This is a genomic window from Streptococcus sp. HMSC073A12 (genome assembly GCF_001812815.1).
Lineage (GTDB): Bacteria > Bacillota > Bacilli > Lactobacillales > Streptococcaceae > Streptococcus > Streptococcus vaginalis.
This window is the reverse complement of record NZ_KV810539.1, coordinates 23,992-46,400: the sequence shown is the minus strand read 5'-3', so window position 1 is coordinate 46,400 and position 22,409 is coordinate 23,992. Positions and strand designations below refer to the sequence as shown.

Sequence of the window (22,409 nt, the reverse complement as noted above, 5' to 3'; positions counted from 1 at the left end):
AAAGAATAAAAAAAACAAAATAGTTGAACTACTTTGTTTTAATAAATCCCAATTGATTAAGCGGGAGTACTCTAAATGAGATAACTCCTTTAATTTGTTTCTCTGTAATCAAGCCAAACATCCGACTATCTTCCATATCTTGCCGATTATCATTCAGAATCAGATATGACTGCGCTGGAATTTTATTTGCATTCGATTTAGTTAATGTCTGAATGGTGAAATCATGAGTAAAATAACCCGTACTAGTAGCTTTTGCTAAGTACTCTTCCTTAGCCTTCGTTAAATAATCTTCTGACTTGATTTTATTATTTAAGTAAAGAACATCATCCATATAAACAACGGAGTCATTTCCTAGACCAATGACACGTCCGACATACTCTTTTCCCTTCACCTCGTACAAGACAAAATCATCTCTTTTGATTGCTTCATTTTTATTGGCAATAACAACATCTTTATCTTGCAAAAAATGATTCGCATCTTTTGCAGTAATCCTGTATGGTGTAAAAATAAAAATTCGCAAATAAGCAATGATTATCACAACAATAGATAAAAAAATAACATTCCTAATTAAATCTCTTTTAACCATAGTCTCTCCTCTTCTTCTACTCATTATATCATGTTTTCAGAAAATAAACAAAGGTAGTAAAGTCAACTCTTATCTCTGCCCCCATTTACAACTAAAAAGCCTATCAATCAGATAATCATTGGATTGATAGGCTAGTTTTCTGAATGAAATAGATTAACGGACTGTACGGATACGCATTGTGTTTGTTCCACCAGTTCCGACCGGAACACCAGCTACAATCACAATATTGTCGCCAGATTCCACAAGACCACTTTCAAGAGCAACTTTTTCAGCAACTTCAAACATATCATCAGTAGATGCAGGTTTTTCAGTTACTACTGGAATAACACCCCAGTTCAACATCAATGAACGTTGTGTCAATTCATCAAATGTAATTGCCAAGATGTCAGCATCTGGACGATATTTAGAAATCAAACGAGCTGTATTTCCTGATTCAGTCATTGTTACGACCAATTTGATGTCCATTGAGTTTGTAGCATCTTTAACAGCTGATGCCACAACTTCTGTTTTAGAACTACGTGCGTAATCAACTGATGACAAGCGTCCATACTCATTCAATAGAGTTTGAGCGTTTTTATCAATTGTAGCCATTGTTGTTACAGATTCAAGTGGGTATTTACCATTTGCAGATTCGCCTGAAAGCATTGTTGCATCTGTTCCGTCAATAACAGCGTTAAATACGTCTGATACTTCTGAACGAGTCGCACGTGGTTTTTCAGTCATTGTTTCAAGCATGTTTGTTGCTGTGATCGCAATTTTACCTGCAGCATTGACTTTTGTGATAATCATTTTTTGGTAAACTGGAACCATTTCAAATGGTACTTCGATACCCATGTCACCACGAGCAATCATGATACCGTCCGCTACTTCAAGGATTTCATCCAAGTTTTCGATACCTTGTTGGTTTTCGATTTTAGCGAACAATTTCACATGTCCATTACCAGTTTCTTCACAGATTGCACGAACTTCATTAACATCTTTTGCAGTACGTACGAATGAAATAGCGATAAAGTTGATTCCTTGTTCCAAACCGAAACGAATATCATCATTGTCGCGTTCAGCAAGCGCTGGGAAAGGAATTTTTGTATTTGGAATATTAACACCTTTTTGTTTAGCGATAATACCGTCGTTTTCAACTTCTACTTCAAATTCACGTGTAGCAGGATCTTTTGCAATAACGCGAAGACCAAGTTTACCGTCATCAACAAGAACTTGTTTTCCAACTTCAACATCGTCATAGATATCAAGTGCACCAGCAACATTCAATGCGATAACTTCACGAGTTGATTTGATACCTTGTTTAGTTGCAACACGGATTTTTTCACCTGTTTTGTAAGAATATTCTTTAGCATCGCCTTCAAATAATTCTGTACGGATTTCAGGACCTTTAGTGTCAAGAAGGTAACCAACTTTTTGACCAGCAATTTCTTCAGCACGATGAACAGTAGCCATACGGTCACCTTGCTCTGCGTGGTCACCATGTGAGAAGTTGAAACGGAAAGTGTTAGCTCCAGCTTCGATCAATTTAGCGATATTTTGCGCTGATGCTTCAACGTCAAGCTTTTCGCCCCAATATCCGTCTTCACCGAATCTTTTACCACCACGGATTTCTACCGCAGGACCTAAAGTTGCAACGATTTTTACACGTTTATTCATGATATATGAAAACTCCTTTTTATTTAATGTTCTTTATGACCAGGATAACAAATTAAAATTACATTGAAATGCTACGGTTTAATTTAGCGAGATCAAGGTCAGCTTTATGTGGATTATTAACAATAATCTTACCGTCTTCTGTTAAACTAAACAAAGCACCTTCTTCTGCTGTACCGAGGATTGGATTTTCAACCATTTGTTCGTTGCGAATACCAACTGCAACACCACCAATACCTTTTTTAAGAAGGCTAACAGCATGCGCCCCCATACGAGAAGCAAGAACACGGTCACGAGCAGTTGGTGAGCCACCACGTTGGATATGTCCAAGTTCGGTCACACGAAGGTCACTCAAATCACCAGCTTCTTTCAATTTCTTACCAAACTCATTCGCTGACATGACACCTTCTGCAAGAACGATAATGTTATGCTTCTTACCTTCTTCATAGCCACGTTTAATGCTAGCGACGATATCCTCAATCTTAAAGTCTTCTTCGGGAACGATGATTTCATCGGCTCCTGTAGCAATACCAGCCCAGAGAGCGATGTCTCCAGCATTGCGTCCCATGACTTCAACAACAAAAGTACGACGGTGACTAGATGATGTGTCACGAATCTTATCAATGGCGTTCATTGCAGTTGTTACAGCAGTATCAAAGCCAATCGTGAAGTCTGTGCCAACAATATCATTGTCAATCGTACCAGGAAGTCCAACAGCTGGGAAACCATGTTCTGTCAAACGCATAGCACCATGGTAAGAACCGTCACCACCGATAACTACGACTCCTTCGATGCCATGTTTTTTAAGTTGCTCAATTCCTTTTAATTGTCCTTCTAATTGGGCAAATTCTGGATAACGAGCTGAGTGAAGGAAAGTACCACCACGTGAAATAATATCTCCAACTGATGCGGCATCAAGCGGATAAATTTCACCAGCAACCATGCCGGCATAACCGTCATAGATACCGTAAACTTCCATTCCTTCTGAAATTGCTTTACGAACAACTGCACGGATAGCAGCATTCATACCAGGGGCGTCTCCACCACTAGTTAAAACAGCAATACGTTTCATTCATTTGTGCTCCTTTTTCTTTTTACATTCACCCTTGATTATACCACAATCAAAATCAAAATTCTTCTTTTTTCCTAATTTTTTATTGATAAATCGTTTTCATGGTTATTTTTTTCAATTCTTCTTGTAATTTATCTGATTTTTGAACACGATATTGAGAAATTGCTACTGTCTTTCTTTCATTTTCATAACGGATAACGACTGGAATATCTCCTCGAAATTGCCGTAAAATAGCGGATATTTCTGCATCACTTTCATGATCTTCTACTTGTATCCAAAAACGTTCGGTGATAGCTTCCTGCAAATGATTTAAAATCATCTGCAAACGATTCTCTCGTTTCTGAATCCGACCAGTCAGATAATAGAAACCTTTTTCATGCAAACCATTGCCGAACTGTTTAAAGGTATCTGGAAACACTGTCACTTCCATTTTTCTTTTAGCATCACTTACTTGCAAGAAGGCCATATTTTCCCCCGTTTTGGTACGGATGACACGAATGGACAAAATCTCTCCTAAAATCGTTGCATGATTGTTTTCAACTAGCTCTTGAATAGGGGTAAAGGATTGAGTAGCAGTTTTTGCAAGCTTTACCAAAGGATGCTCGCTCAAACCGACACCGATGATTTCTTTTTCTGACTCGAATTTCTCTGCTTCTGTATAATCCTCTGCTTCTGTCCAACTGTAATTTGTATCTGCAAAAAGACTGCCCAGCTCATCCGCAAAGACAAATAAGTTCGGAAGATTTTGTAGAATTTTTTGGCGATTCTTTTCAAATACATCAAACAAACCGACTTGTACCAAAGGAGTTATCAACTGAATCTTATGATATTGCGTTGGCAACTTCATAATAAAATCTTCCACATTTGTAAATGGGCGGTTTTCAATAATCCAATAAGCAAAATCTCGTGGCAAACCTTTGATATTTTTCAGTCCTAAATAAATCTGCTTATCTTGAAACTTATCTCTATAAGGAATGTTATTGATATTTAAAGAAGCAACTTGGAAGTCGAATTCTAGCGCATCTGTGATGTAATCACTGCTTGAATAATTCAGCATAATATCAAAGAAAATATCAGGATAATGCACCTTGAAATAAGCCAACTGAAAAGCAAGTGCAGAATAGGCATAGGCGTGGCTGCGGTTGAAGCCATAACCTGCAAACTTTTCCATAACTGCAAATACTTCTTTTGCTTTAGTTTCAGAATGCCCAAGTTCGAAAGCTCCTGTGACAAACTCTGCTTCCATTTTGTGCATTTCGGCAACATTTTTCTTACCCATGGCACGACGTAGAATGTCAGCTTTTCCGAGTGAAAATCCTCCAAACCGCTGCGCCACTTGCATTACTTGCTCTTGGTAAAGCATAATACCGTAAGTTGGCGCCAAGATGTCTTCCAAACTTGGATCCAGCATTTCCACCTTTTCTTGTCCATGCTTTCTTCTGACAAAATTATCTATATAGTCACTAGCTCCTGGACGATTGAGTGAAGTTGTTGCAACCACTTCTTCAAATTGAGCTGGCTGCACCCGTTTCAAAAGGTTAATGGCACCTGCTTGCTCAAATTGAAAAATCCCTTTGGTTCTGCCAGCAGCGAAAAGCTGCAAGGTTGCTGCATCTTCTAAGTTAATCTTTGCAATGTCAATAGCGACACCGTATTTCTCCAAAGCTGCTTCTTTCATTCGTTGAACAAAAGTCAGATTGCGCAAGCCAAGGAAATCCATCTTGAGCAGACCGTTACTCTCAACACCATGTGCATCGTATTGCGTGATATACATATCTTCCCCGTATTTAAGTGGAATGTGATCTGTCAAATCATTGTCACTCATCACCACACCCGCTGCATGGATAGAGGTTTGACGAGGGTTCCCTTCAATTTTTTTCGCAATTTCAAAAGCTTTTTGATATTCCAGCTTACTGTTAATAATCTGACGAAAAGACATATTTTTTTCATAAGCTGAAGTCAATGTGTCACGAAAACTGATTTTACGAGTAATGTTGGTCAATTCATATTCTGGCACCCCGTAGCGTTTAAAAACGTCACGAATTGCTTGCTTAGCACCAAAAGTAGAATAGGTCACGATTTGCGCTGTATGCATCGTCCCGTAACGATCGCGGACATAGCGGATAAATTCAGGGCGATAGACATCGGGAATATCAGTATCAATATCAGGCATAGTATAACGTTCCAGATTTAAAAAGCGCTCAAAAAGGAGGTTCTTTTCGACAGGATCAATCCCTGTAATCTCTAGCGCATAGGCAACCAGACTTCCAACTGCAGATCCACGCCCCATACCCATATAATAGCCCTGACTACGACCAAAACGCAATAAATCCCAGACAATCAAAAAGTAGTCGTCAAAACCCATTTGGTGGATGACAGACAGCTCTTGCTGCAATCGCTCTTTATAAACCAGACTATTTAGCCTTTTTTTCTCTAGCCCTGCTTCTGCTCGTTCTTGTAATTCTTCTGCTGCTGGCCGTTCTGGATTAAAACGTGGTAATTTCAACTCTGTATTGATTTCGTAATGAATGCCTGCAACTAGCCGCTTTAAATTATCCAGACTTTCTGGATAATTTTCTTGAAAGGATTGTGTGAATTGCTCAGGTGATAAGAGATACTCGTGATTTGGCAAATTTCCAACTTCCCGCAAGCTACTATTTTCACGAATGGCACATAGCATTTGCAAGGTTTCTAAATCGCCTGTATCAAAATAGCGAACTGTCTGCAAAGGTAAGGTTTCATGAGAAAATGCCTTCTTAGGAGTGTCAGGAAATACGCCAATATAAAACTCTCGTCCCAAGTCTAAGGCTTCAATGTCCTCAAACACAGGCACAATAATCGCTATCCCTTCCAATAAGTGCTGAAATTCTTCCCACTTGCTTTTTCCTATCATCTTTAAAGTAGAAAGTTTCATTAAATTGCGATAACCTTGACTGTCAAGAGCTAGAAAGCGAAGATTAAGAGGAAGTCCAACATAATCCAAGGTCATTTCTACGCCTAAAAGCGGCTGAATTCCTTGCTCGGTCGCCGTTTCCATGAAATGATAAGCCCCATAGAGATTATCAATATCCATTATCCCTAGAGTTTGATAGCCTAAATTTTTAGCTGTTTCTACATATTTTTTTATAGAAATCAAACTATCCATAAATGTATAAACAGTTTTGGTATCTAATTGAGCAACCACGGCATCCTCCTTTGATCCTTCTTTTTTCTATTATACTAAATTTATGGCTTGCTTGCTAAAGAAAAAATAATAGAAGTTTTTTATAAAGGCTTGCTTTTTTTTAAAAATATTGTATTATTTAATTGGTACAAAGACACAGAAGGAAGGAGAAATTATGAGTTGGACTTTTGATAATAATCTTCCCATTTATTTACAAATCATGGACAGGATAAAACTACAAATCATCTCCAATCAACTGCATGCTGGCGAAAAGCTACCTGCTGTTAGAGAATTGGCTGCTGAAGCGGGGGTCAATCCAAATACAATCCAGCGTGCTTTATCTGACTTGGAAAAGGAAGGGTTTGTCTATTCTCAACGAACATCAGGACGTTTCGTCACAGATAACCGCGACTTGATTTTACAAGCAAGACAAAAACTTTCTGAGGAGGAAGTAAGAAAATTTGTAGAAAATATGACTCGCTTCGGTTATCACAAAGAAGAATTACCAACTATCATTGCAGATTATATAAAAGGAGTTTAGTAAATGGTATTACTTGCATTTGAAAACGTCTCAAAATCATATGGCAGCACACCTGCTTTAGAGCACATCAATTTTGAAATTGAAGCTGGAAAAATTATAGGATTGCTTGGTCCAAATGGCTCTGGAAAAACAACCATGATAAAACTAATCAACGGTTTACTTCAACCAAATAACGGAAAAATCCTCATCAACGGGCTTCAACCGTCGTCAGAAACTAAGAAAATCGTATCTTATTTGCCAGATACGACCTATCTGAATGAAAATATGAAAGTCAAAGATGCTTTGCAGTATTTTCAATCTTTCTATGCAGACTTTGAGATAGAGCGTGCACAGGCACTCTTGCAAGATCTTCATATTGACGAAAATTTGACATTCAAAAAATTGTCTAAAGGAAACAAGGAAAAAGTTCAGTTGATTTTAGTCATGAGCCGCCAAGCCAAACTGTATGTTCTGGATGAACCTATTGGAGGGGTTGACCCAGCAGCGCGGGACTACATTCTAAAGACGATTATCAACAATTACTCACCTAGCGCTTCTGTTCTCATTTCAACACATTTGATTTCAGATATTGAACCAATCCTAGATGAAATCATCTTTATTGATAATGGCAAGATTGTTCGACAAGGGAATGTAGATGATATTCGCTATGAGTCTGGTGAATCTATTGACCAGCTCTTCCGCCAAGAATTTAAGTCTTAGAACAAAGGAGATTGACTATGTTTTGGAATTTATTAAAATATGAATTTAAAAATGTAAATAAGTGGTATTTAGGATTATATGGAATCGTACTCTTTCTATCTATTAGTATTGGACTTTGGCTAAGACATTTTGCAAATGGAAGGAACTTTTTCGACCGTTTGCAGTCTTCTACTAATGAAGCAGGGAGTATGACAAGTACTTTCTTCGGTTTAACAATGCTGATTTTCTCAGGTCTCCTTGTAGCACTTGCCATTTCAACACTCTTTCTGATTATTCGTCGCTTTAAAAATAGTGTTTATGAAAGAGAAGGATATCTAACGCTCACTTTACCAGTTAATGAACATCAAATTATCCTCTCAAAATTACTCGGTGCTGTTATATGGACGATTCTTAGCACACTTGCATTGTTTCTTAGTTTTGGAATCATTGTTCTTATCGTAGGGGTAGCTTCTCATACACAATTTGAAATGGGAACAGTTCTACAATTATTCGGCAATCACTTTTGGAAAATTGCTAGTGAACTATTGAAATCATTTGGATACTATCTTGTAGCCCTTATTCCAAATATCCTATTGATTTATCTCTCTATCTCTATTGGTCAACTTTTCCAAGACCACCGCACCGCTATAGCCTTTCTAGCTTATTTTGGAATTCAATTTGCTCTGATTATCGCTGCTAATCTATATGTTTCAGCTTTCCCATCGCTTTCAACTTCTTTAGGTAGTTTGAGCGGAGTCATAACCTCTCTTATTTTGGGGCTTATCTACTATACTGGAACGTATTACATCCTCAAAAATAAAGTGAATTTGCAGTAGATAACACAAGCTGATAGCAATACTTATATAAACAATAAAGTCATGAGATTCATCTTACTCATGACTTTTTTATTATGTGACTTTCAGTCCGTCTCGCGGCCTTCGGTGCGAGACAAATAAATAGTTCATCTAAAATTTAGTTTGAAAATTCATCTTTTTCTATCAGATAATCATAAATTTCCTGCACAGTTCCTAGAGCCATAAGCTCCTGCTCCTTGACTGTTTTCTTCAGTTCTTGATAAATATGGCTGTTTTCAATAGCTTTTTTTTCTGCTTTTTTGTTTACTTGCATCACTCCATCTTGAATTGTCACAAAGTCCAGCTCTTCAAATATCTGAATCATCTTTATGAGTAGAATTGGGTCAATCTTGAGATAAGCAGCCAGTTCTTTGAGCTTATAACGAATGTCAAACTCTGGAAATTGATAAATTGTTTTATAGAATTTGGCAAACTGGTCTCTCGTTCCGAAACCTGTCAGATAATAGGGCTGAGCAATCTCATTTTTAAAGTAAATTGCTTCAAAATGTCCTTGCTGAATGATTACTTTGAGCTGATTTAGGCGTTCAGGCAAGTCATACACCACAACTGCTCTGCTCTTTTCCAAATTAGGCATTTCTTCTGAAAAACGCAGGACGGGCACATTTTCAGGTAAAGGAGCATTTTTACCTCGGATATTAAAGAGCTGAATCCCATTGACCCTAGCATCCACCAGCATAAGCTGGAGACTAGTTTGACCATTCCATTTATTGACCGACAGCGTAACCGCCAGCTCTAAGTTTTTAGTTTGGGAAAATTCTGTCGCAAGATTACCTAGACCAAAAGCTACGACCTCAAAAACTGCGTCAGCCTGAGAAATTTTCAGCTTAAGGTGAGTATTCCCTGCTCCCATGGTGCGGGCATTTTCAATTTTAAAATCTTTCAAATAAAAAACAGGCTTTTTATTGTCCATGCCAAAAGGAGCTAACTTTTCAAAGTTTTTGAGGGTCTCTAGTGTCAAATCTGGCAAGGATAATTCCTCATCCAAAAAGAGCTCATTCTTAGTGGACAAATCCACTTGATTATCTTCAATATATGCTACCAAAACCTGGCTGAGTGCTTCTAACTTGCTGGCCTCTAGAGTCATCCCAGCTGCCCCTGCATGCCCACCAAAAGCCACAAATAAATCTCGATGAGGGTCTAACGCTTCAAAAATATCAACTGCTTCAATGCTGCGGGCGCTGCCTTTTGCTAATCCATTCTCAATATTCAAGACGATGACCGGCTGGTGTAATTCTTCCAAAAACCGCCCTGCCACAATTCCCAAAACACCTGGATTCCAACCTTCACCGGCTAGAACCTGAACAGGTTTATTGAGATCAACCATGGTCTTGGCTTCATCATAGATCTTCTGAACAATTTCTTTGCGCTCTTCATTTTTATGGTTAATCATAAGGGCAATGTCACGCGCTTCTTCCTCATCAAAGCCCGTCAGAAGTTCAATAGCAGGATTTGGATCATCAAGTCGACCTAGAGCATTGAGTCTGGGAGCTATCTGAAAACCAACTGTTTCTTCATCCACTTCATTTTCCTGAATACCTGCAATCTTAAAAAGCTCCTGCAAGCCGATTCGTTGAGTGTTTTTGAGGACACTTAGCCCATATTTGACCAGAATGCGATTTTCATCTGTTAGGCTGACCATATCTGCAATAGTTCCAATAGCGACTATATCTAGCAACTCTACTTGTACTTCCTCTAAAAGAGCAGTCGCTAACTTAAAAGCTACACCGCAACCAGCTAAATGCTTAAAAGGATAATCAGCTTCCGGATGTTCTGGGTGAATAATTGCATAAGCATCAGGAAGTACCTCTGGCATAGAATGGTGATCCGTCACAATGACATCCACTCCCATAGACTGAGCTAGTTCGATTGCTTCATGTCCTGCAACTCCATTATCCACTGTAACGATGAGTGAAATTCCCTGATTTTCAATAAAATACTTGTAAACACTTGCGTTAGGACCATAACCGTCTGTAAATCGATTGGGCAAATAGACCTGACACTCTGCTCCAAGTTGTTCTAGTGCTTCTTTAACAATAGAAGCCGAAGTCATGCCATCCGCATCATAATCTCCATAAATCAAGATCTGCTCATAATTTTCAATCGCTTGACGAATGCGCGTCACTGCCTTATCCATATCATGCAGTTCATAAGGATCATGCAGCTGGTCCAAACTAGGCTCTAGAAAATCTCGCAGTGCTTCTTCTGTCTGGATTCCTCTCTGGTAGACCAGATTAGCTACCGAAGCCTCCAAGCCAAGTTTTTTAGCTTTTTTAATAAAGCTCTCATCTGAAAAATTTGTGGCAATCTGCCAATCATATTTTGATGTAATCATGCTTTTATCTTTCTGTTGCAATATAAAGTCTATTATAACACGAAAAGACTAGCTTTCACTAGCCCAAACCTCCAATTTTATACACAAGCATTTATCTAATAGCTTTTACCTCTATAAATCAAACCCGTGCAATTCAAATCCGACAGTTCCCGAAATCCTAAAGAGCGATAAAAGGCTAAATTTTTGTCTGACTGCTCTGTTATTAGCTGAATCTGATAAACATCTGCAAATGTCTCCAGCGTTTTCCGAACCAATTCTCGACCGATACCTCGGCGCTGATAAGACGGAAAAACTAACAAGTCCTGAATGAAAACACTAGAAAATCCGTCTCCGACTGCTCGAAGGAGACCAACTAACTGTTCCCCATCATAGGCTGATACAGTAAACAGTGAATGCTGAAATGCTTGCTCTAACATATCTGCTCGTTCTGTATAGTTAGTCCAGCTAACAGATTGGTAAAGCGGAAGCAAGTCTTCAATAGCAATTTGTCTATTTGCAAAGTAACGAATCATTCTCGTCTCCTTTTTGCAGCCAAATATGTTGAAAAGCAGCAATATCACGATAAGGAGACTGTTGGCAAACTGCAAGCTCTATCTTCAACATCTTTTCCCGCCAAGCGACTGCTGTTTTAACTGCATTGTCTTGCAAGCCATAAAAAATTCGAATTCCTTGATAATTCTGAACAGTCAATTCAGACGTGACCTTTTGTAATAAGTCTGCTAAATCATAATAGGTTGCTTGTCCCATTGTATGTGATTGATAAGACTGCCCTGATAATAAATCTAACGCTAAATTCGTATCATTTGCAAACACTACTGTCTGCATAATTCGCCCCACTTCATTGTGCTTAACGAACGAAATTTGTCCGCCTTTTTTCAACAATCTGCTAAATTCAGCTAGATAAAGAGCTGGTTCATCCACATACTCCAGAACATTGTGGCAAATGATAAGGTCAAAACGAGCACTTGGAATTCCCTTCAACATTTCTAGACTGCCTTGTAGTTGCTGATAATGGAAATTCTGCTGACGTTCTGCAATCATCTCGTCATTTGGTTCTATAGCTATTACCTGATTGTTTTGTGGCAAAAAATCCGCCACCAAACCAAAACCACTCCCAAAATCTAATACCTTTTTATTTTTTATATGTGCTAACTGAGCAAATAGAATCTCATAATAAAGCTTCCCCCATGCTTGATTTAAAAATTCCTTGTAAGCTGCCACGTCCATAAACGTCTCCTACTTATAATTGAACATTTTACTAGCTAGTCTGTCACCAAGGTTGGGAAAAAGCGTATAGAGCTTGTGAGCCGCCTTCAGTGTGAAAGGCATGATCAACTCTCGCTGCTTTTTCCCAAAATTGTTCACAATCTGCTTAGCAACAGTATCTGCTTCTAAAATGTATTTATCAACCGCCTTGACATAACTGCCGTCAGGGTCAGCTTTGTCGAAGAAAGCCGTCTTAATCGGTCCTGGATTAACCGTCGTCACATAGACATTGTAAGGCATCAACTCTAAACGCAAAGCATTGGAAAAACCGATAGCCGCAAACTTAGTAGCTGAGTAGAGACTAGATTTAGCACTAGCAATCAACCCAGCTGTACTAACAATATTAACAATGTACCCACGTCCCGCTTGCTTCATTCTCTCCCCAAAGAGACGAGATAGATTCATAAGAGCAAAGGTATTAACTTCAAACATGGCATGAATATCCTCGTTGCTAATCTTGTCAAATTCTTCAAAAATCCCGTAACCAGCATTGTTGACTAGAACATCCACCTGAGCATACTTCTGGTAAATTTCTTAAGTAAAAGCTTCTAAAGCTTTGTAATCCGTAATATCCAACTCAACGAATTCGCAATGCGTATGATTTGAATAAAGTTTTGTTAATTTTTCTTGACTGCGTCCCACTAAAATCAGCTGGTCATTTGGCAACAACTTCACCATTTCCTGAGCGACACCGCCACTAGCCCCTGTAATAACAATTGTTCGCATGTGTCCTCCTTATTTTTCTTCTAAAAAATCCGTTTGGTTTTCAACCTCAAAAACAAGCGTTTTTGTATTCAATAGACTAATGCTGCAATGTTTGACGTGGAATAGATTGCTTTTATTCGTCCATTCTATCTGGTTCACTAAATGATAGATAATGTTAATCACTCCACCATGTGTGACCACAATTTGTGTCTCATCTGAGTTATGATTTTCCTTCAAAAAAAGTTCAAACCAAGTTTTTATCCGTTGATAAAATTCTCTCGGACTTTCTCCATTTGGATAATGTTCGTCCATTGCAAGACTTCTAAAATAAAGACGAGGAAATTTTTGATCAGCCTCGCTATTTAACATTCCTGCCAAATCGCCATTATTCGTTTCGCGTAAGTCTCTTTCTTTCTCCAATGGCAGTTGAATTGTCTCTGCTAAAATTGTTGCAGTTGTCTCAGCTCTTTTTAAATCACTCGTAATAATTTTCGTAAAGTGATAGTCTTCTTTGTGTTGTGCTAAATAATCCGCCAAAGCTTCGGCTTCTCTTTTCCCCTCAGGAAGCAAATCAAGCTGACTCCAGCCACCTCTGTGTTGATCAGAATCTTTCCCATGTCTGACAAATAATATGTTCATGATTTCCTATTTCCTTTAAATTTTAAGAATTATCCTTGCCAAAATTTCATAGTTCTACTTCTTCTAAATCCTTGACCAAGTGAACGTTCTTAAAAATGGAACTGGCATCTCTGCGCATTTGACCTATATCTTTTGATAGAAAGCGTGCGCTAATATGATTGAGAAGGAGGCGCTTGACACCAGCTTCTTTAGCAACTTCTGCTGCTTGTAGATTGGTAGAGTGACCGTGATTGCGAGCGATTTTCTCATCTCCTTTACCATAAGTGGATTCGTGCACCAAAACATCTGCATTGACAGCCAGTCGCACGCTGGCATTTGTTTTACGCGTATCACCTAGAATAGTGATGATTTTCCCAGGTCGCGGAGCTGAAATGTAATCTGCTGCTATAATCTTCGTCCCGTCCTCTAGCACTACATCTTCTCCATTTTTTACCTTACCAAAGAGAGGGCCAAAAGGAACACCTGCGACTTTCAATTTCTCAGCATCCAATGTACCTTCCAAATCTTTCTGCATAATGCGGTAACCCACACAAAAAATACTGTGGTCTAGTTTCTCTGCATAAACTGTAAATTTATCAGTTTCTAAAATTTTCCCTAAACTTTTTTCGTCAAACTCATGAAAACGAATCCGATAAGGCAGGCGAGACCCCGACACACGCAGACTTGTCATGACAAAACTTTTGATGCCAACTGGTCCATAAATTTCCAAATCTGTCTGTTTTTCATTAGCCTGAAAAGAGCGAGTAGCCAAAAAACCCGGCAGGCCAAAAATATGATCCCCATGCAGATGAGTAATAAAAATTTTTCTGATTTTGCGCGGTCGAATCGCTGTCTCTAAAATACGATTCTGAGTTCCTTCGCCACAATCAAACATCCAGATTTCATTGATTTCATCCAATAGTTTCAAAACCAGACTAGAAACATTCCGAGCCTTAGAAGGCTGACCAGCTCCTGTACCTAAAAATTGTAGTTGCATATTTTTCTTTCTATTTTTCTTTAATATAAATCATAGCAGAGCGATTCTGCGAGCGATAGTAAAGCTGACCAGCATAGTCTTGAGCCAACTGGATTAGCTCTTCCTGATTGTACCCTTCCAGTTTCAGGCGACCATCTGCTAGCTTATAAAGATCTGTCAGAGCAGAGAGCGGCTGCTTTTGGACTACTTCTTCAGGAATTGCTGGTATCATCCGAATGACATTTTCCTCTTCATAAACCAGATAGTTAGGAAAAATCTGAGCAATTTCAAAAAGCAAATTGGGCTCAATTTCCTCTGGAGTTTCCGGAAAAATCAAGCCAGTTTCGACTTCATTTTCAAAGCAGAAACCATAAGACCTACCTGAAAGATTCAAGCGAATAAAAGGCTTTTCCTCTTCAAAGTTAGGGTGGTCGTTAAAAAGAGCCAATTCTTTACTTAATTCTAAAAAATAATCCGTTGCAGCTTCCGGACTCTTTTTTTGATAGAGTTCCGAAAAATACGCATTTATAACACTTGGCGGTGGTGTGATAAAGGTCAACTTTTGCGAATCGGACAACTTGTCCAAAACCTTTCCTAGATAAACACGGTCTAAGCTCGTGAAACCGCCATATTTAAGTGCTAATTTGATATAATCAGTCATAAAATTCTTCTAGTCTCCATTTATTCTTTTCTGCTATATGGCCAGAAATTGTTTCACTTTCTTCCAGATACTCTCTCTTATCAATGATTGCCAGACTTTCTAATTCATGTAACTTATAAGCCTTGCTAGGACTAACCTTGACACGAAAAGGGACAAAGAGTTCTCTCATCTTATTCAACAGAGCATTCTGCAAAATTGCTCTGCTATTTTCATTTTTCGCCGAAATCAGGGCATAGGGAGTTAAGGTTGGAGTGAAATTCTCTACTTTGTCTGCTTTATTATAGAGGGTCAAGCGAGGAATATCTAGCATATCCAAGTCCTTCATAATAGCCAAGACTGTTTTTTCATGCTCTTCGTGGTTAGGGTCGCTAGCGTCAATCACATGAACCAAAAGGTCCACATTTTTGCTCTCTTCTAAAGTAGATTTGAAGCTAGATACTAGCTCGGTCGGTAAGTCTTGAATAAAGCCGACTGTATCCGTCAAGGTCACATTGAGCCTGCCTGTCAGATTGACACTTTTGGTTGTCGCATCCAAAGTAGCAAAGAGTTCGTCCGCCTCATATTGGCTCTTGTTGGTCAAGATATTCATAATGGTAGATTTTCCAGCATTGGTGTAGCCAATCAGACCGACTTTAAAAACACTGGAGTCCAGACGTTTCTCCCGTACAGTTGCGCGGCTTTTCTCTACAATTTTGAGTTGGCGCTCAATATCGTGGATCTGATTGCGAACACTACGACGATTGAGTTCCAACTGACTTTCACCAGGACCGCGGGAACCAATTCCCCCTGCCTGACGGCTAAGCATAATCCCCTGTCCGACCAAGCGAGGCAAAAGATATTTAAGTTGAGCCAAGTGAACTTGAAGTTTTCCTTCGTGGCTTCTAGCCCGCATAGCAAAAATATCCAAAATTAATTGCATGCGATCAATAACCTTAACCCCTAGAATTTCTTCCAAATTGATATTCTGGCGAGGTGTCAGACGATTATTGACAATGACGGTGGAAATCTCATCTGCTTCTACCATACGCTTGATTTCTTCTAATTTTCCAGCACCAACAAAAGTCTTGCTGTCATACTTCTCTCGTTTCTGAGTGTAAGAGGAAACCACCTGAGCACCAGCAGTCTTGGCTAAACTGGCTAATTCTTCCATAGACATAGCAAAATTAGCCGCCCCCTGCAATTCTACTCCGATGAGGATCACTCGTTCCTGCTGTTTTTCTGTTTCAATCATTCAAAAATTCCTCTATATCCTGCATGATCCGTTTTTGGGCATTCGGATCTGAGACCTGATAAAAAGTAGCATTCATGCGATTTCTAAACCAGGTTAGCTGTCGTTTGGCAAAGCGACGAGTATTTTGTTTGAGTTTATTGATAGCTTCCTCCAAGGTCAACTCTCCAGCAAAGTAGGAGAAAAGTTCCTTGTAGCCAATTCCTTTGCTGGCTTGGACATGTGGATAGTTGTCATAGAGCCACTTTGCCTCTTCTAAAAGACCAGCCTTCAGCATTAGATCTACTCGCTGATTGATACGCTCATAAAGAACTTCTCTGTCATCGTTCAGACAAACCAGCAGGGCTTCATAGTCAGGCTGTTTGTTTTCAAGTTCATTCCCAAAATGAGCAATTTCCAGCGCTCGCATAGCTCTCCTACGGTTAATCTGGGAAATTTCCAATCCAAGCTCTGCTATTTTGCCAAATAGTTCCTCATCATTCAAAGTATCTAGCTCGGCTCGATAAGCTAAAATCTCCTCATGAGAAGCTGAACCACCCAGATGATATCCTTCCAGCAAACTTTGAATGTAAAGCCCCGTTCCGCCTGCAATAATCGGCAGTTTCCCTTTTGCTACAATCATCTCAATAGCAGCCTCGGACTCCTTTACAAAATCAAAAGCCGAATAAGACTCGGTCACTTCCCGTACATCTATCAAATAATGAGGAATCTCCTCCTGCTCATCTGGAGTGACTTTAGCCGTTCCGATGTCCAGTTTTCTATAAACTTGCTGACTATCACCACTAATAATCTCACCATTGAAACGTTTTGCGAGGTCTATGCTGAGAGCTGTTTTTCCGACAGCAGTTGGTCCTACAATTACAATTATCTTGGTTTTCATCTTTTCCCTTGAAAAAAATTTAATTTTTCGTTACTATATATTATAACATAAATAAAGTTCAGAAAAGGAGAAATCTCATGGCTAAAGGATTTGTTAAAGGTGTTGTAACTGGCGTAGCTGGTACTGTTGCTGCTGTTGCAGGTGCAGTTTATACATTCAAGAAAAAAGTGATTGAACCTGAAGAAAAGAAAGCAGCTTTCATCGAAGAAAACCGTAAAAAAGCAGCTCGCAAACGTGTATCACACTAAAAATCATTCATTTCATATAAAAACTCCAATGGATAACTCACTAGAAAAATGAGTATCTGTTGGAGTTTTTTTACACGTTCTTTCTCATACTATAAAAGATAGTTTTTTATTCATAACGCAAGGATTCGATTGGATCCAATTTAGAAGCCTTATTAGCCGGCAAAATACCGAAAACAATCCCGATAGTTGCAGAAAAGAGCACACTTCCGACAGCAGATACTGTCGTAATGGTAGGTGGAGCTCCGAAAAATGCATCCAAACTATGACCGATAAATGCCACGATAAGAGCTGCTAAAGCAAGCCCAATCAAACCGCCAATCGCTGTCAACACCATTGACTCAATGACAAATTGCATCAAGATATTACCACGTGTGGCTCCAAGGGCTTTCCGAAGACCGATTTCACGGGTTCGTTCTGTTACCGATACAAGCATAATATTCATGACACCGATACCACCAACGAGAAGTGCTATCCCGGCAATCGCTCCAAAAACCACTTGCACAATGGCAACCTGACTTTGGATCGCAGCCAATTGACTGGCTTGATCAAACATCTGGTACTCGCCTTCTCTCACACCAGACAATTTTGTCATCAAGCGCGCAGCTGCACTTCCGTCTTTCAGCACATCATCTAATTTTTTAACATGTACCACGACATTCATAATCTCAGCAACATTGTATTCAGCTGCCAACTGAGTGTTAGCCATTAGTAAATTTCCGTTGTTCATATTGGCTAAGCGATTTCGCGTTTCATTTGGATCTTTATAAACCCCAATCACACGGTAATTATTAGATCCTAGCTGGACAATCTGATTGAGCGCCTTATCTGCACCTCCAAAAAGAATATCAGCTAGTTTCGTATCCAGTAATACAACTCTTGCAAACGTTTGATAATCATTTGATTTCAATGTCCGTCCTGCAACGATTTGGTATTTCTTTACCGTAAAGTAAGTGGAATTGATACCTGTTATAGGAATATTATCCGCCTTTTTCTTACCATAATTTACTGTAGCGGTTGTGTTATTTGTAACATAATAATTGTCAATTCCGTTAATATCATTAACCGCCTGCTTGACCCAAACTTCTTGGATTTGAGGCTCTTCTTCTGTCGAAACTGTCTCATCACCATTTCCACTTTCAGCTTCGTCACGCATCTCTTGATACGTCATAACACCATCACCATTTTTACTTCTCTTGTGTGAGTAAAATAAGGAAACATCTTGCTGTGCACCACCCAGAACATCTGTGAAGGCATTGGACATACCACTTCCTAGAGCCACAATAACCACAACAGACATAACACCAATGATAATGCCCAACATCGTTAAGAAAGAGCGCATTTTATGCCCCATAATGGAGTTGATTGCAAATTTCCAATTCTGCATCATGCTTCTCCTTTCTTACTGTCTGACGAGATGACACCGTCTCGAATAACGATTTGTCGTTTTGCAAAGGCTGCAATCTCAGGCTCATGAGTGACCATGATAATGGTTTTTCCTTCACGATTTAGCTCCGTCAGCAATTCCATAATTTGCTCACCCGTCTTGGTATCCAAGGCTCCCGTCGGCTCATCTGCTAAGATAATGGAAGGATGATTGACCAAGGCACGCGCAATAGCCACCCGTTGCTTTTGCCCACCAGAAAGTTCTGATGGTAAATGGTGCATCCGCGTTTCTAACTCAACTTTTTTAAGATATTGCTCTGCTAAAGCTTTCCGTTTGGATTGAGAAACCCCTGCATAAATCAAAGGAAGTTCTACATTTTGAAGAGCATTTAATTTTGACAAAAGGAAGAATTGTTGGAAAACGAAGCCAATCTGCTGATTACGCACTTTGGCTAGCTTTTTCTCACTAAGCTTGGCAACTTCTTCACCTTCCAAGTAATATTCGCCACTCGTTGGGCGATCCAACATACCAATGATATTCATCAAGGTTGACTTTCCTGAGCCAGAAGGCCCCATAATCGCAACAAATTCACCTTCTTCAACTTCTAAATGAACATCTTTCAAAACTTGAAGCTCTTGATCTCCATTGCGGTAACTTTTGCTAACATTTTTTAAATCAATGAGTTTCTTCATACGATTTCACCTCTTGACCGTCTTTCAAGCTATCTGTTGGATTGGTGATAACTTTACTATCTTTTGTCAAACCAGATGAGATTTCTTGATTTTTAGCATCTGCATTTCCTAGTATCACTTGCACTTTTTTTGCAGTTCCTTTTTCTAGTGTCCAAACATAGTTTTTATTGTTTTCAGAAACAACGCTGCTGACCGGAACTAGAATCCCTCTTGTATTGTTTTTTACTTCAACATTGACGGAAAATCCTTGCTTCAAATCACCAATTTCGCTTGTAATATCTACTGTATAGGGGTATTTTGCTCCTGAATTTGCAGTACCTGTACCAGCTGCTGCTGTATTTTGACTGTCTTTTGGATAATTTGAGATATAGCTGATTTTCCCAGTCCATTTCTTATCTGGATAGACCTTGGACGTAATTGTTACTTCTTGCCCGACCGAAAGATTTGCCAGATTGTACTCAGATAATTCTCCCTTCACTTGGAGGTTGCCGTTATTGACAATATGAACGAGTGTTTGATTAGTACCTGTCGTAGATTTAGAAACATCACGATTGACTTCTACTACAGTTCCATTATTTGTACTGGTGACAGTCGTTGCATCTAGTAATGCCTGTGCTTTATTGATATTGTCCACAGCATCTGCGCGATTGTCCTGCAAATCGTTTAATTGAGAATCCACCGAACGTTTTGCAGACGCAGTTGTTTTATTATCTGCCGCTTCATCACCCGTCACATCAACAGTTGTTCCATACGTTTTCAAATCATAAATTTGGCGATCAATCTTGTTTAAAGCACGAACAGCAGCATCATATGCAGCTTGTGCTTCAACACTCTTGTATTGAACTAAAGCTTGTCCGGCTGTAACTTGATCTCCAACATTTACAAGAACATTATCCAAATCCCCCTTTGTCCCGTCATAGTAGACATATTGCTCATTGTTAGTCGCAACATTTCCTGACAGCAAAACAGATGAAGCAACTGACCCTTCTTTTGCTTTCTGCACTTGAATCGTTTCTTCTTTATCTTTATCAGTAGTACTATTACCATTAAACAATAACATCGTACCTATCGCTCCTAAAACGACGACCACAGTTACACCAATCAAGCTGTACAACTGCCACTTTTTCAATTTTTTCATCTCTTTCTCCTCCTGATGAAAACGGTCTATTTTTATATTATAACACATACGATTAAAAATAAGATAACATCTATAAGAAATCCTTTACTCTTTTAACATCCGTCTCCCTTCTTTCTAGTTATTTTATATTGTGTTAAATATATAATACAATAATACGATTGAATAATCAAGCCTTTCATCAATTTTTGTAGCAGATTTTTGCAATCATTTTCTAAAAACGTTACAATAATTTCATACTACAGATAAAAAGGAGACTCGTATGAGAACATTTGACATCATTGCCATTGGTGGCGGTAGCGGAGGAATAGCAACCATGAACCGTGCTGGAGAACATGGTGCAAAAGCTGCCGTTATTGAAGAAAAGAAATTAGGGGGCACCTGTGTCAACGTCGGCTGTGTTCCTAAAAAAATCATGTGGTATGGCGCCCAGATTGCCGAAGCCATTCGCGATTATGGACCAGACTATGGTTTTACTTCGGATAATCAGCAGTTTGACTTTAAGACGCTTCGGAAGAATCGCGAAGCCTATATTGATCGTGCCCATAATTCTTACAATAATAGTTTCAATCGAAATGGCGTTGAGTTGATTGAAGGTCGCGCCAAATTCATAGACCGCCATACAGTTGAAGTCAACGGCGAGCTTATCCAAGCCAAGCACATTGTCATTGCGACAGGCGCTCATCCGCATATTCCAGCTATTTCCGGAGCAGAATTAGGTGAAACCTCTGACGATGTTTTTGCATGGGAAGAACTCCCTCAATCTGTTGCCATTCTTGGTGCTGGTTATATTGCAGTTGAATTAGCCGGACTCCTTCATGCTCTGGGTGTAAAAACAGACCTTTTCGTTCGTCGAGATCGTCCTCTCCGCAACTTTGATTCTTATATCATTGATGGTCTTGTGGAAGAAATGAAGAAATCAGGTCCTACTCTACATACGCACAAAATACCAGAAAGGCTTGAAAAACTTGAAAACGGAGCGATTCGTATTACCTTCGAGGACAGAACGAGCCACACCGTTCAACACGTCATCTGGGCAACTGGGCGGACTGCAAACACCAAAGGGTTGAATTTAGAAGCGGCTGGTGTTACCCTAAATTCTCGTGGTTTTATAGCAGTTGACGAATTTCAAAATACAACAACATCGGGTATTTATGCTCTAGGAGATGTTACAGGCGAAAAAGAATTAACCCCTGTTGCTATCAAAGCAGGTCGTACCTTAGCCGAGCGCTTATTTAATGGAAAAACTGAAGCTAAAATGGATTATTCTAACATTCCAACTGTTGTCTTTTCTCACCCAGCGATTGGAACAGTTGGCTTGACCAAAGAGCAGGCAATTCAACAATACGGAGCAGAAAATATCCATATTTACACTTCTAACTTTGCTTCCATGTATTCAGCTGTCACCCAACACCGACAACAAGCCAAGTTCAAGCTCATTACAACTGGACCAGATGAGAAAGTCATTGGTCTCCACGCTATTGGCTACGGTGTTGATGAGATGATTCAAGGTTTTGCTGTTGCTATTAAAATGGGAGCTACCAAAGCAGATTTTGATGCGACTGTCGCCATTCACCCAACCGGTTCAGAAGAGTTTGTCACCATGCGTTGAGCATCATAAATGTCTTACTCCCAAAAATTTTCCCACTTTATCTCAATACTCAGAATTGCAATCAGCGCTTCTGACTATTTTAGTTTACACGATAACTTCTTCTC

General features: G+C 39.3%; 20 protein-coding genes and 1 pseudogene. 5 read left to right on the top strand and 16 right to left on the bottom strand.

All coding sequences use genetic code 11. From position 1 onward, the window contains the following. Window positions 1–28: 28 nt before the first annotated feature. From lepB to HMPREF2876_RS05505, 4 genes are all read right to left on the bottom strand, one after another. The gene (lepB, locus tag HMPREF2876_RS05520; RefSeq protein WP_024052381.1) at window positions 29–586 is read right to left on the bottom strand and encodes a signal peptidase I; all 558 of its coding nucleotides are present in this window, start codon (window positions 584–586) and stop codon (window positions 29–31) included. 153 nt (window positions 587–739) lie between these two features. After that, complete coding sequence (gene pyk, locus HMPREF2876_RS05515) at window positions 740–2,242, bottom strand: pyruvate kinase (RefSeq protein ID WP_003024114.1); 1,503 nt, start codon at window positions 2,240–2,242, stop codon at window positions 740–742. A 58-nt stretch (window positions 2,243–2,300) separates the two neighbouring features. Continuing rightward, window positions 2,301–3,311, bottom strand: a complete 1,011-nt coding sequence (gene pfkA, locus HMPREF2876_RS05510) for a 6-phosphofructokinase (RefSeq protein ID WP_024052380.1) — start codon at window positions 3,309–3,311, stop codon at window positions 2,301–2,303. An 82-nt stretch (window positions 3,312–3,393) separates the two neighbouring features. Beyond that, window positions 3,394–6,495 carry a DNA polymerase III subunit alpha gene (locus tag HMPREF2876_RS05505; RefSeq protein WP_024052379.1) on the bottom strand — a complete coding sequence of 1,034 codons (3,102 nt, stop codon included), beginning with the start codon at window positions 6,493–6,495 and terminating at the stop codon, window positions 3,394–3,396. 154 nt (window positions 6,496–6,649) lie between these two features. Here HMPREF2876_RS05505 and HMPREF2876_RS05500 point away from each other — a divergent pair, with 154 nt between their 5' ends. Genes HMPREF2876_RS05500 through HMPREF2876_RS05490 form a run of 3 tightly spaced genes read left to right on the top strand, consistent with a single transcriptional unit; the run spans window position 6,650 to window position 8,529 of the window. Continuing rightward, window positions 6,650–7,015, top strand: coding sequence for a GntR family transcriptional regulator (locus HMPREF2876_RS05500; RefSeq protein WP_003024106.1), 366 nt, complete (start codon window positions 6,650–6,652; stop codon window positions 7,013–7,015). A 3-nt stretch (window positions 7,016–7,018) separates the two neighbouring features. Then, window positions 7,019–7,714, top strand: a complete 696-nt coding sequence (locus HMPREF2876_RS05495) for an ABC transporter ATP-binding protein (protein WP_024052378.1) — start codon at window positions 7,019–7,021, stop codon at window positions 7,712–7,714. A 17-nt stretch (window positions 7,715–7,731) separates the two neighbouring features. After that, entirely contained in the window at window positions 7,732–8,529 is a 798-nt protein-coding gene (locus tag HMPREF2876_RS05490; protein ID WP_024052377.1) for an ABC transporter, read from the top strand. Window positions 8,530–8,665: 136 nt separating this feature from the next. Here HMPREF2876_RS05490 and recJ read toward each other — a convergent pair whose 3' ends face one another. The 9 genes and pseudogenes from recJ to miaA all read right to left on the bottom strand — a co-directional run bounded on the left by recJ (window position 8,666) and on the right by miaA (window position 17,234). Next, window positions 8,666–10,900: a single-stranded-DNA-specific exonuclease RecJ gene (recJ, locus tag HMPREF2876_RS05485; protein ID WP_070241724.1), complete on the bottom strand. Its 2,235-nt coding sequence runs from the start codon at window positions 10,898–10,900 to the stop codon at window positions 8,666–8,668. 95 nt (window positions 10,901–10,995) lie between these two features. Next, entirely contained in the window at window positions 10,996–11,412 is a 417-nt protein-coding gene (locus tag HMPREF2876_RS05480) for a GNAT family N-acetyltransferase (protein ID WP_024052375.1), read from the bottom strand. Then, window positions 11,390–12,127, bottom strand: coding sequence for a class I SAM-dependent methyltransferase (locus tag HMPREF2876_RS05475; protein ID WP_024052374.1), 738 nt, complete (start codon window positions 12,125–12,127; stop codon window positions 11,390–11,392). The genes HMPREF2876_RS05480 and HMPREF2876_RS05475 overlap by 23 nt, the downstream gene beginning before the upstream one ends. 9 nt (window positions 12,128–12,136) lie before the next feature. Then, window positions 12,137–12,892: pseudogene (locus tag HMPREF2876_RS05470) on the bottom strand (SDR family NAD(P)-dependent oxidoreductase). 9 nt (window positions 12,893–12,901) lie between these two features. Further along, window positions 12,902–13,510 carry a histidine phosphatase family protein gene (locus HMPREF2876_RS05465; RefSeq protein ID WP_024052372.1) on the bottom strand — a complete coding sequence of 203 codons (609 nt, stop codon included), beginning with the start codon at window positions 13,508–13,510 and terminating at the stop codon, window positions 12,902–12,904. Window positions 13,511–13,556: 46 nt separating this feature from the next. Then, a complete protein-coding gene (rnz, locus tag HMPREF2876_RS05460) occupies window positions 13,557–14,486 on the bottom strand; it encodes a ribonuclease Z (protein ID WP_070241726.1) in 930 nt (309 codons plus the stop codon). 10 nt (window positions 14,487–14,496) lie between these two features. Beyond that, complete coding sequence (locus tag HMPREF2876_RS05455) at window positions 14,497–15,126, bottom strand: hypothetical protein (RefSeq protein ID WP_024052370.1); 630 nt, start codon at window positions 15,124–15,126, stop codon at window positions 14,497–14,499. Next, a complete protein-coding gene (hflX, locus tag HMPREF2876_RS05450) occupies window positions 15,119–16,357 on the bottom strand; it encodes a GTPase HflX (RefSeq protein WP_070584444.1) in 1,239 nt (412 codons plus the stop codon). Before hflX ends, HMPREF2876_RS05455 begins: the two co-directional genes overlap by 8 nt. Next, window positions 16,350–17,234, bottom strand: a complete 885-nt coding sequence (gene miaA, locus HMPREF2876_RS05445; protein ID WP_024052368.1) for a tRNA (adenosine(37)-N6)-dimethylallyltransferase MiaA — start codon at window positions 17,232–17,234, stop codon at window positions 16,350–16,352. Before miaA ends, hflX begins: the two co-directional genes overlap by 8 nt. A gap of 77 nt (window positions 17,235–17,311) precedes the next feature. On the opposite strand from miaA, the gene HMPREF2876_RS05440 reads away from it, so the two are divergent. Further along, complete coding sequence (locus HMPREF2876_RS05440) at window positions 17,312–17,482, top strand: DUF3042 family protein (protein WP_003024081.1); 171 nt, start codon at window positions 17,312–17,314, stop codon at window positions 17,480–17,482. Between the two features lie 106 nt (window positions 17,483–17,588). Here the strand turns inward: HMPREF2876_RS05440 and HMPREF2876_RS05435 are convergent, their stop codons facing one another. The 3 genes from HMPREF2876_RS05435 to HMPREF2876_RS05425 are packed head-to-tail and all read right to left on the bottom strand — an operon-like array spanning window position 17,589 to window position 20,696. Next, entirely contained in the window at window positions 17,589–18,866 is a 1,278-nt protein-coding gene (locus HMPREF2876_RS05435; protein WP_024052367.1) for an ABC transporter permease, read from the bottom strand. Further along, window positions 18,866–19,558 carry an ABC transporter ATP-binding protein gene (locus HMPREF2876_RS05430; protein ID WP_003024078.1) on the bottom strand — a complete coding sequence of 231 codons (693 nt, stop codon included), beginning with the start codon at window positions 19,556–19,558 and terminating at the stop codon, window positions 18,866–18,868. Before HMPREF2876_RS05430 ends, HMPREF2876_RS05435 begins: the two co-directional genes overlap by 1 nt. Next, a complete protein-coding gene (locus HMPREF2876_RS05425; protein ID WP_070241728.1) occupies window positions 19,542–20,696 on the bottom strand; it encodes an efflux RND transporter periplasmic adaptor subunit in 1,155 nt (384 codons plus the stop codon). The genes HMPREF2876_RS05430 and HMPREF2876_RS05425 overlap by 17 nt, the downstream gene beginning before the upstream one ends. A gap of 259 nt (window positions 20,697–20,955) precedes the next feature. Between HMPREF2876_RS05425 and gorA the strand changes: the two genes are divergently transcribed. Beyond that, window positions 20,956–22,305 carry a glutathione-disulfide reductase gene (gene gorA, locus HMPREF2876_RS05420; RefSeq protein WP_070241730.1) on the top strand — a complete coding sequence of 450 codons (1,350 nt, stop codon included), beginning with the start codon at window positions 20,956–20,958 and terminating at the stop codon, window positions 22,303–22,305. The last annotated feature ends 104 nt before the right edge of the window (window positions 22,306–22,409 follow it).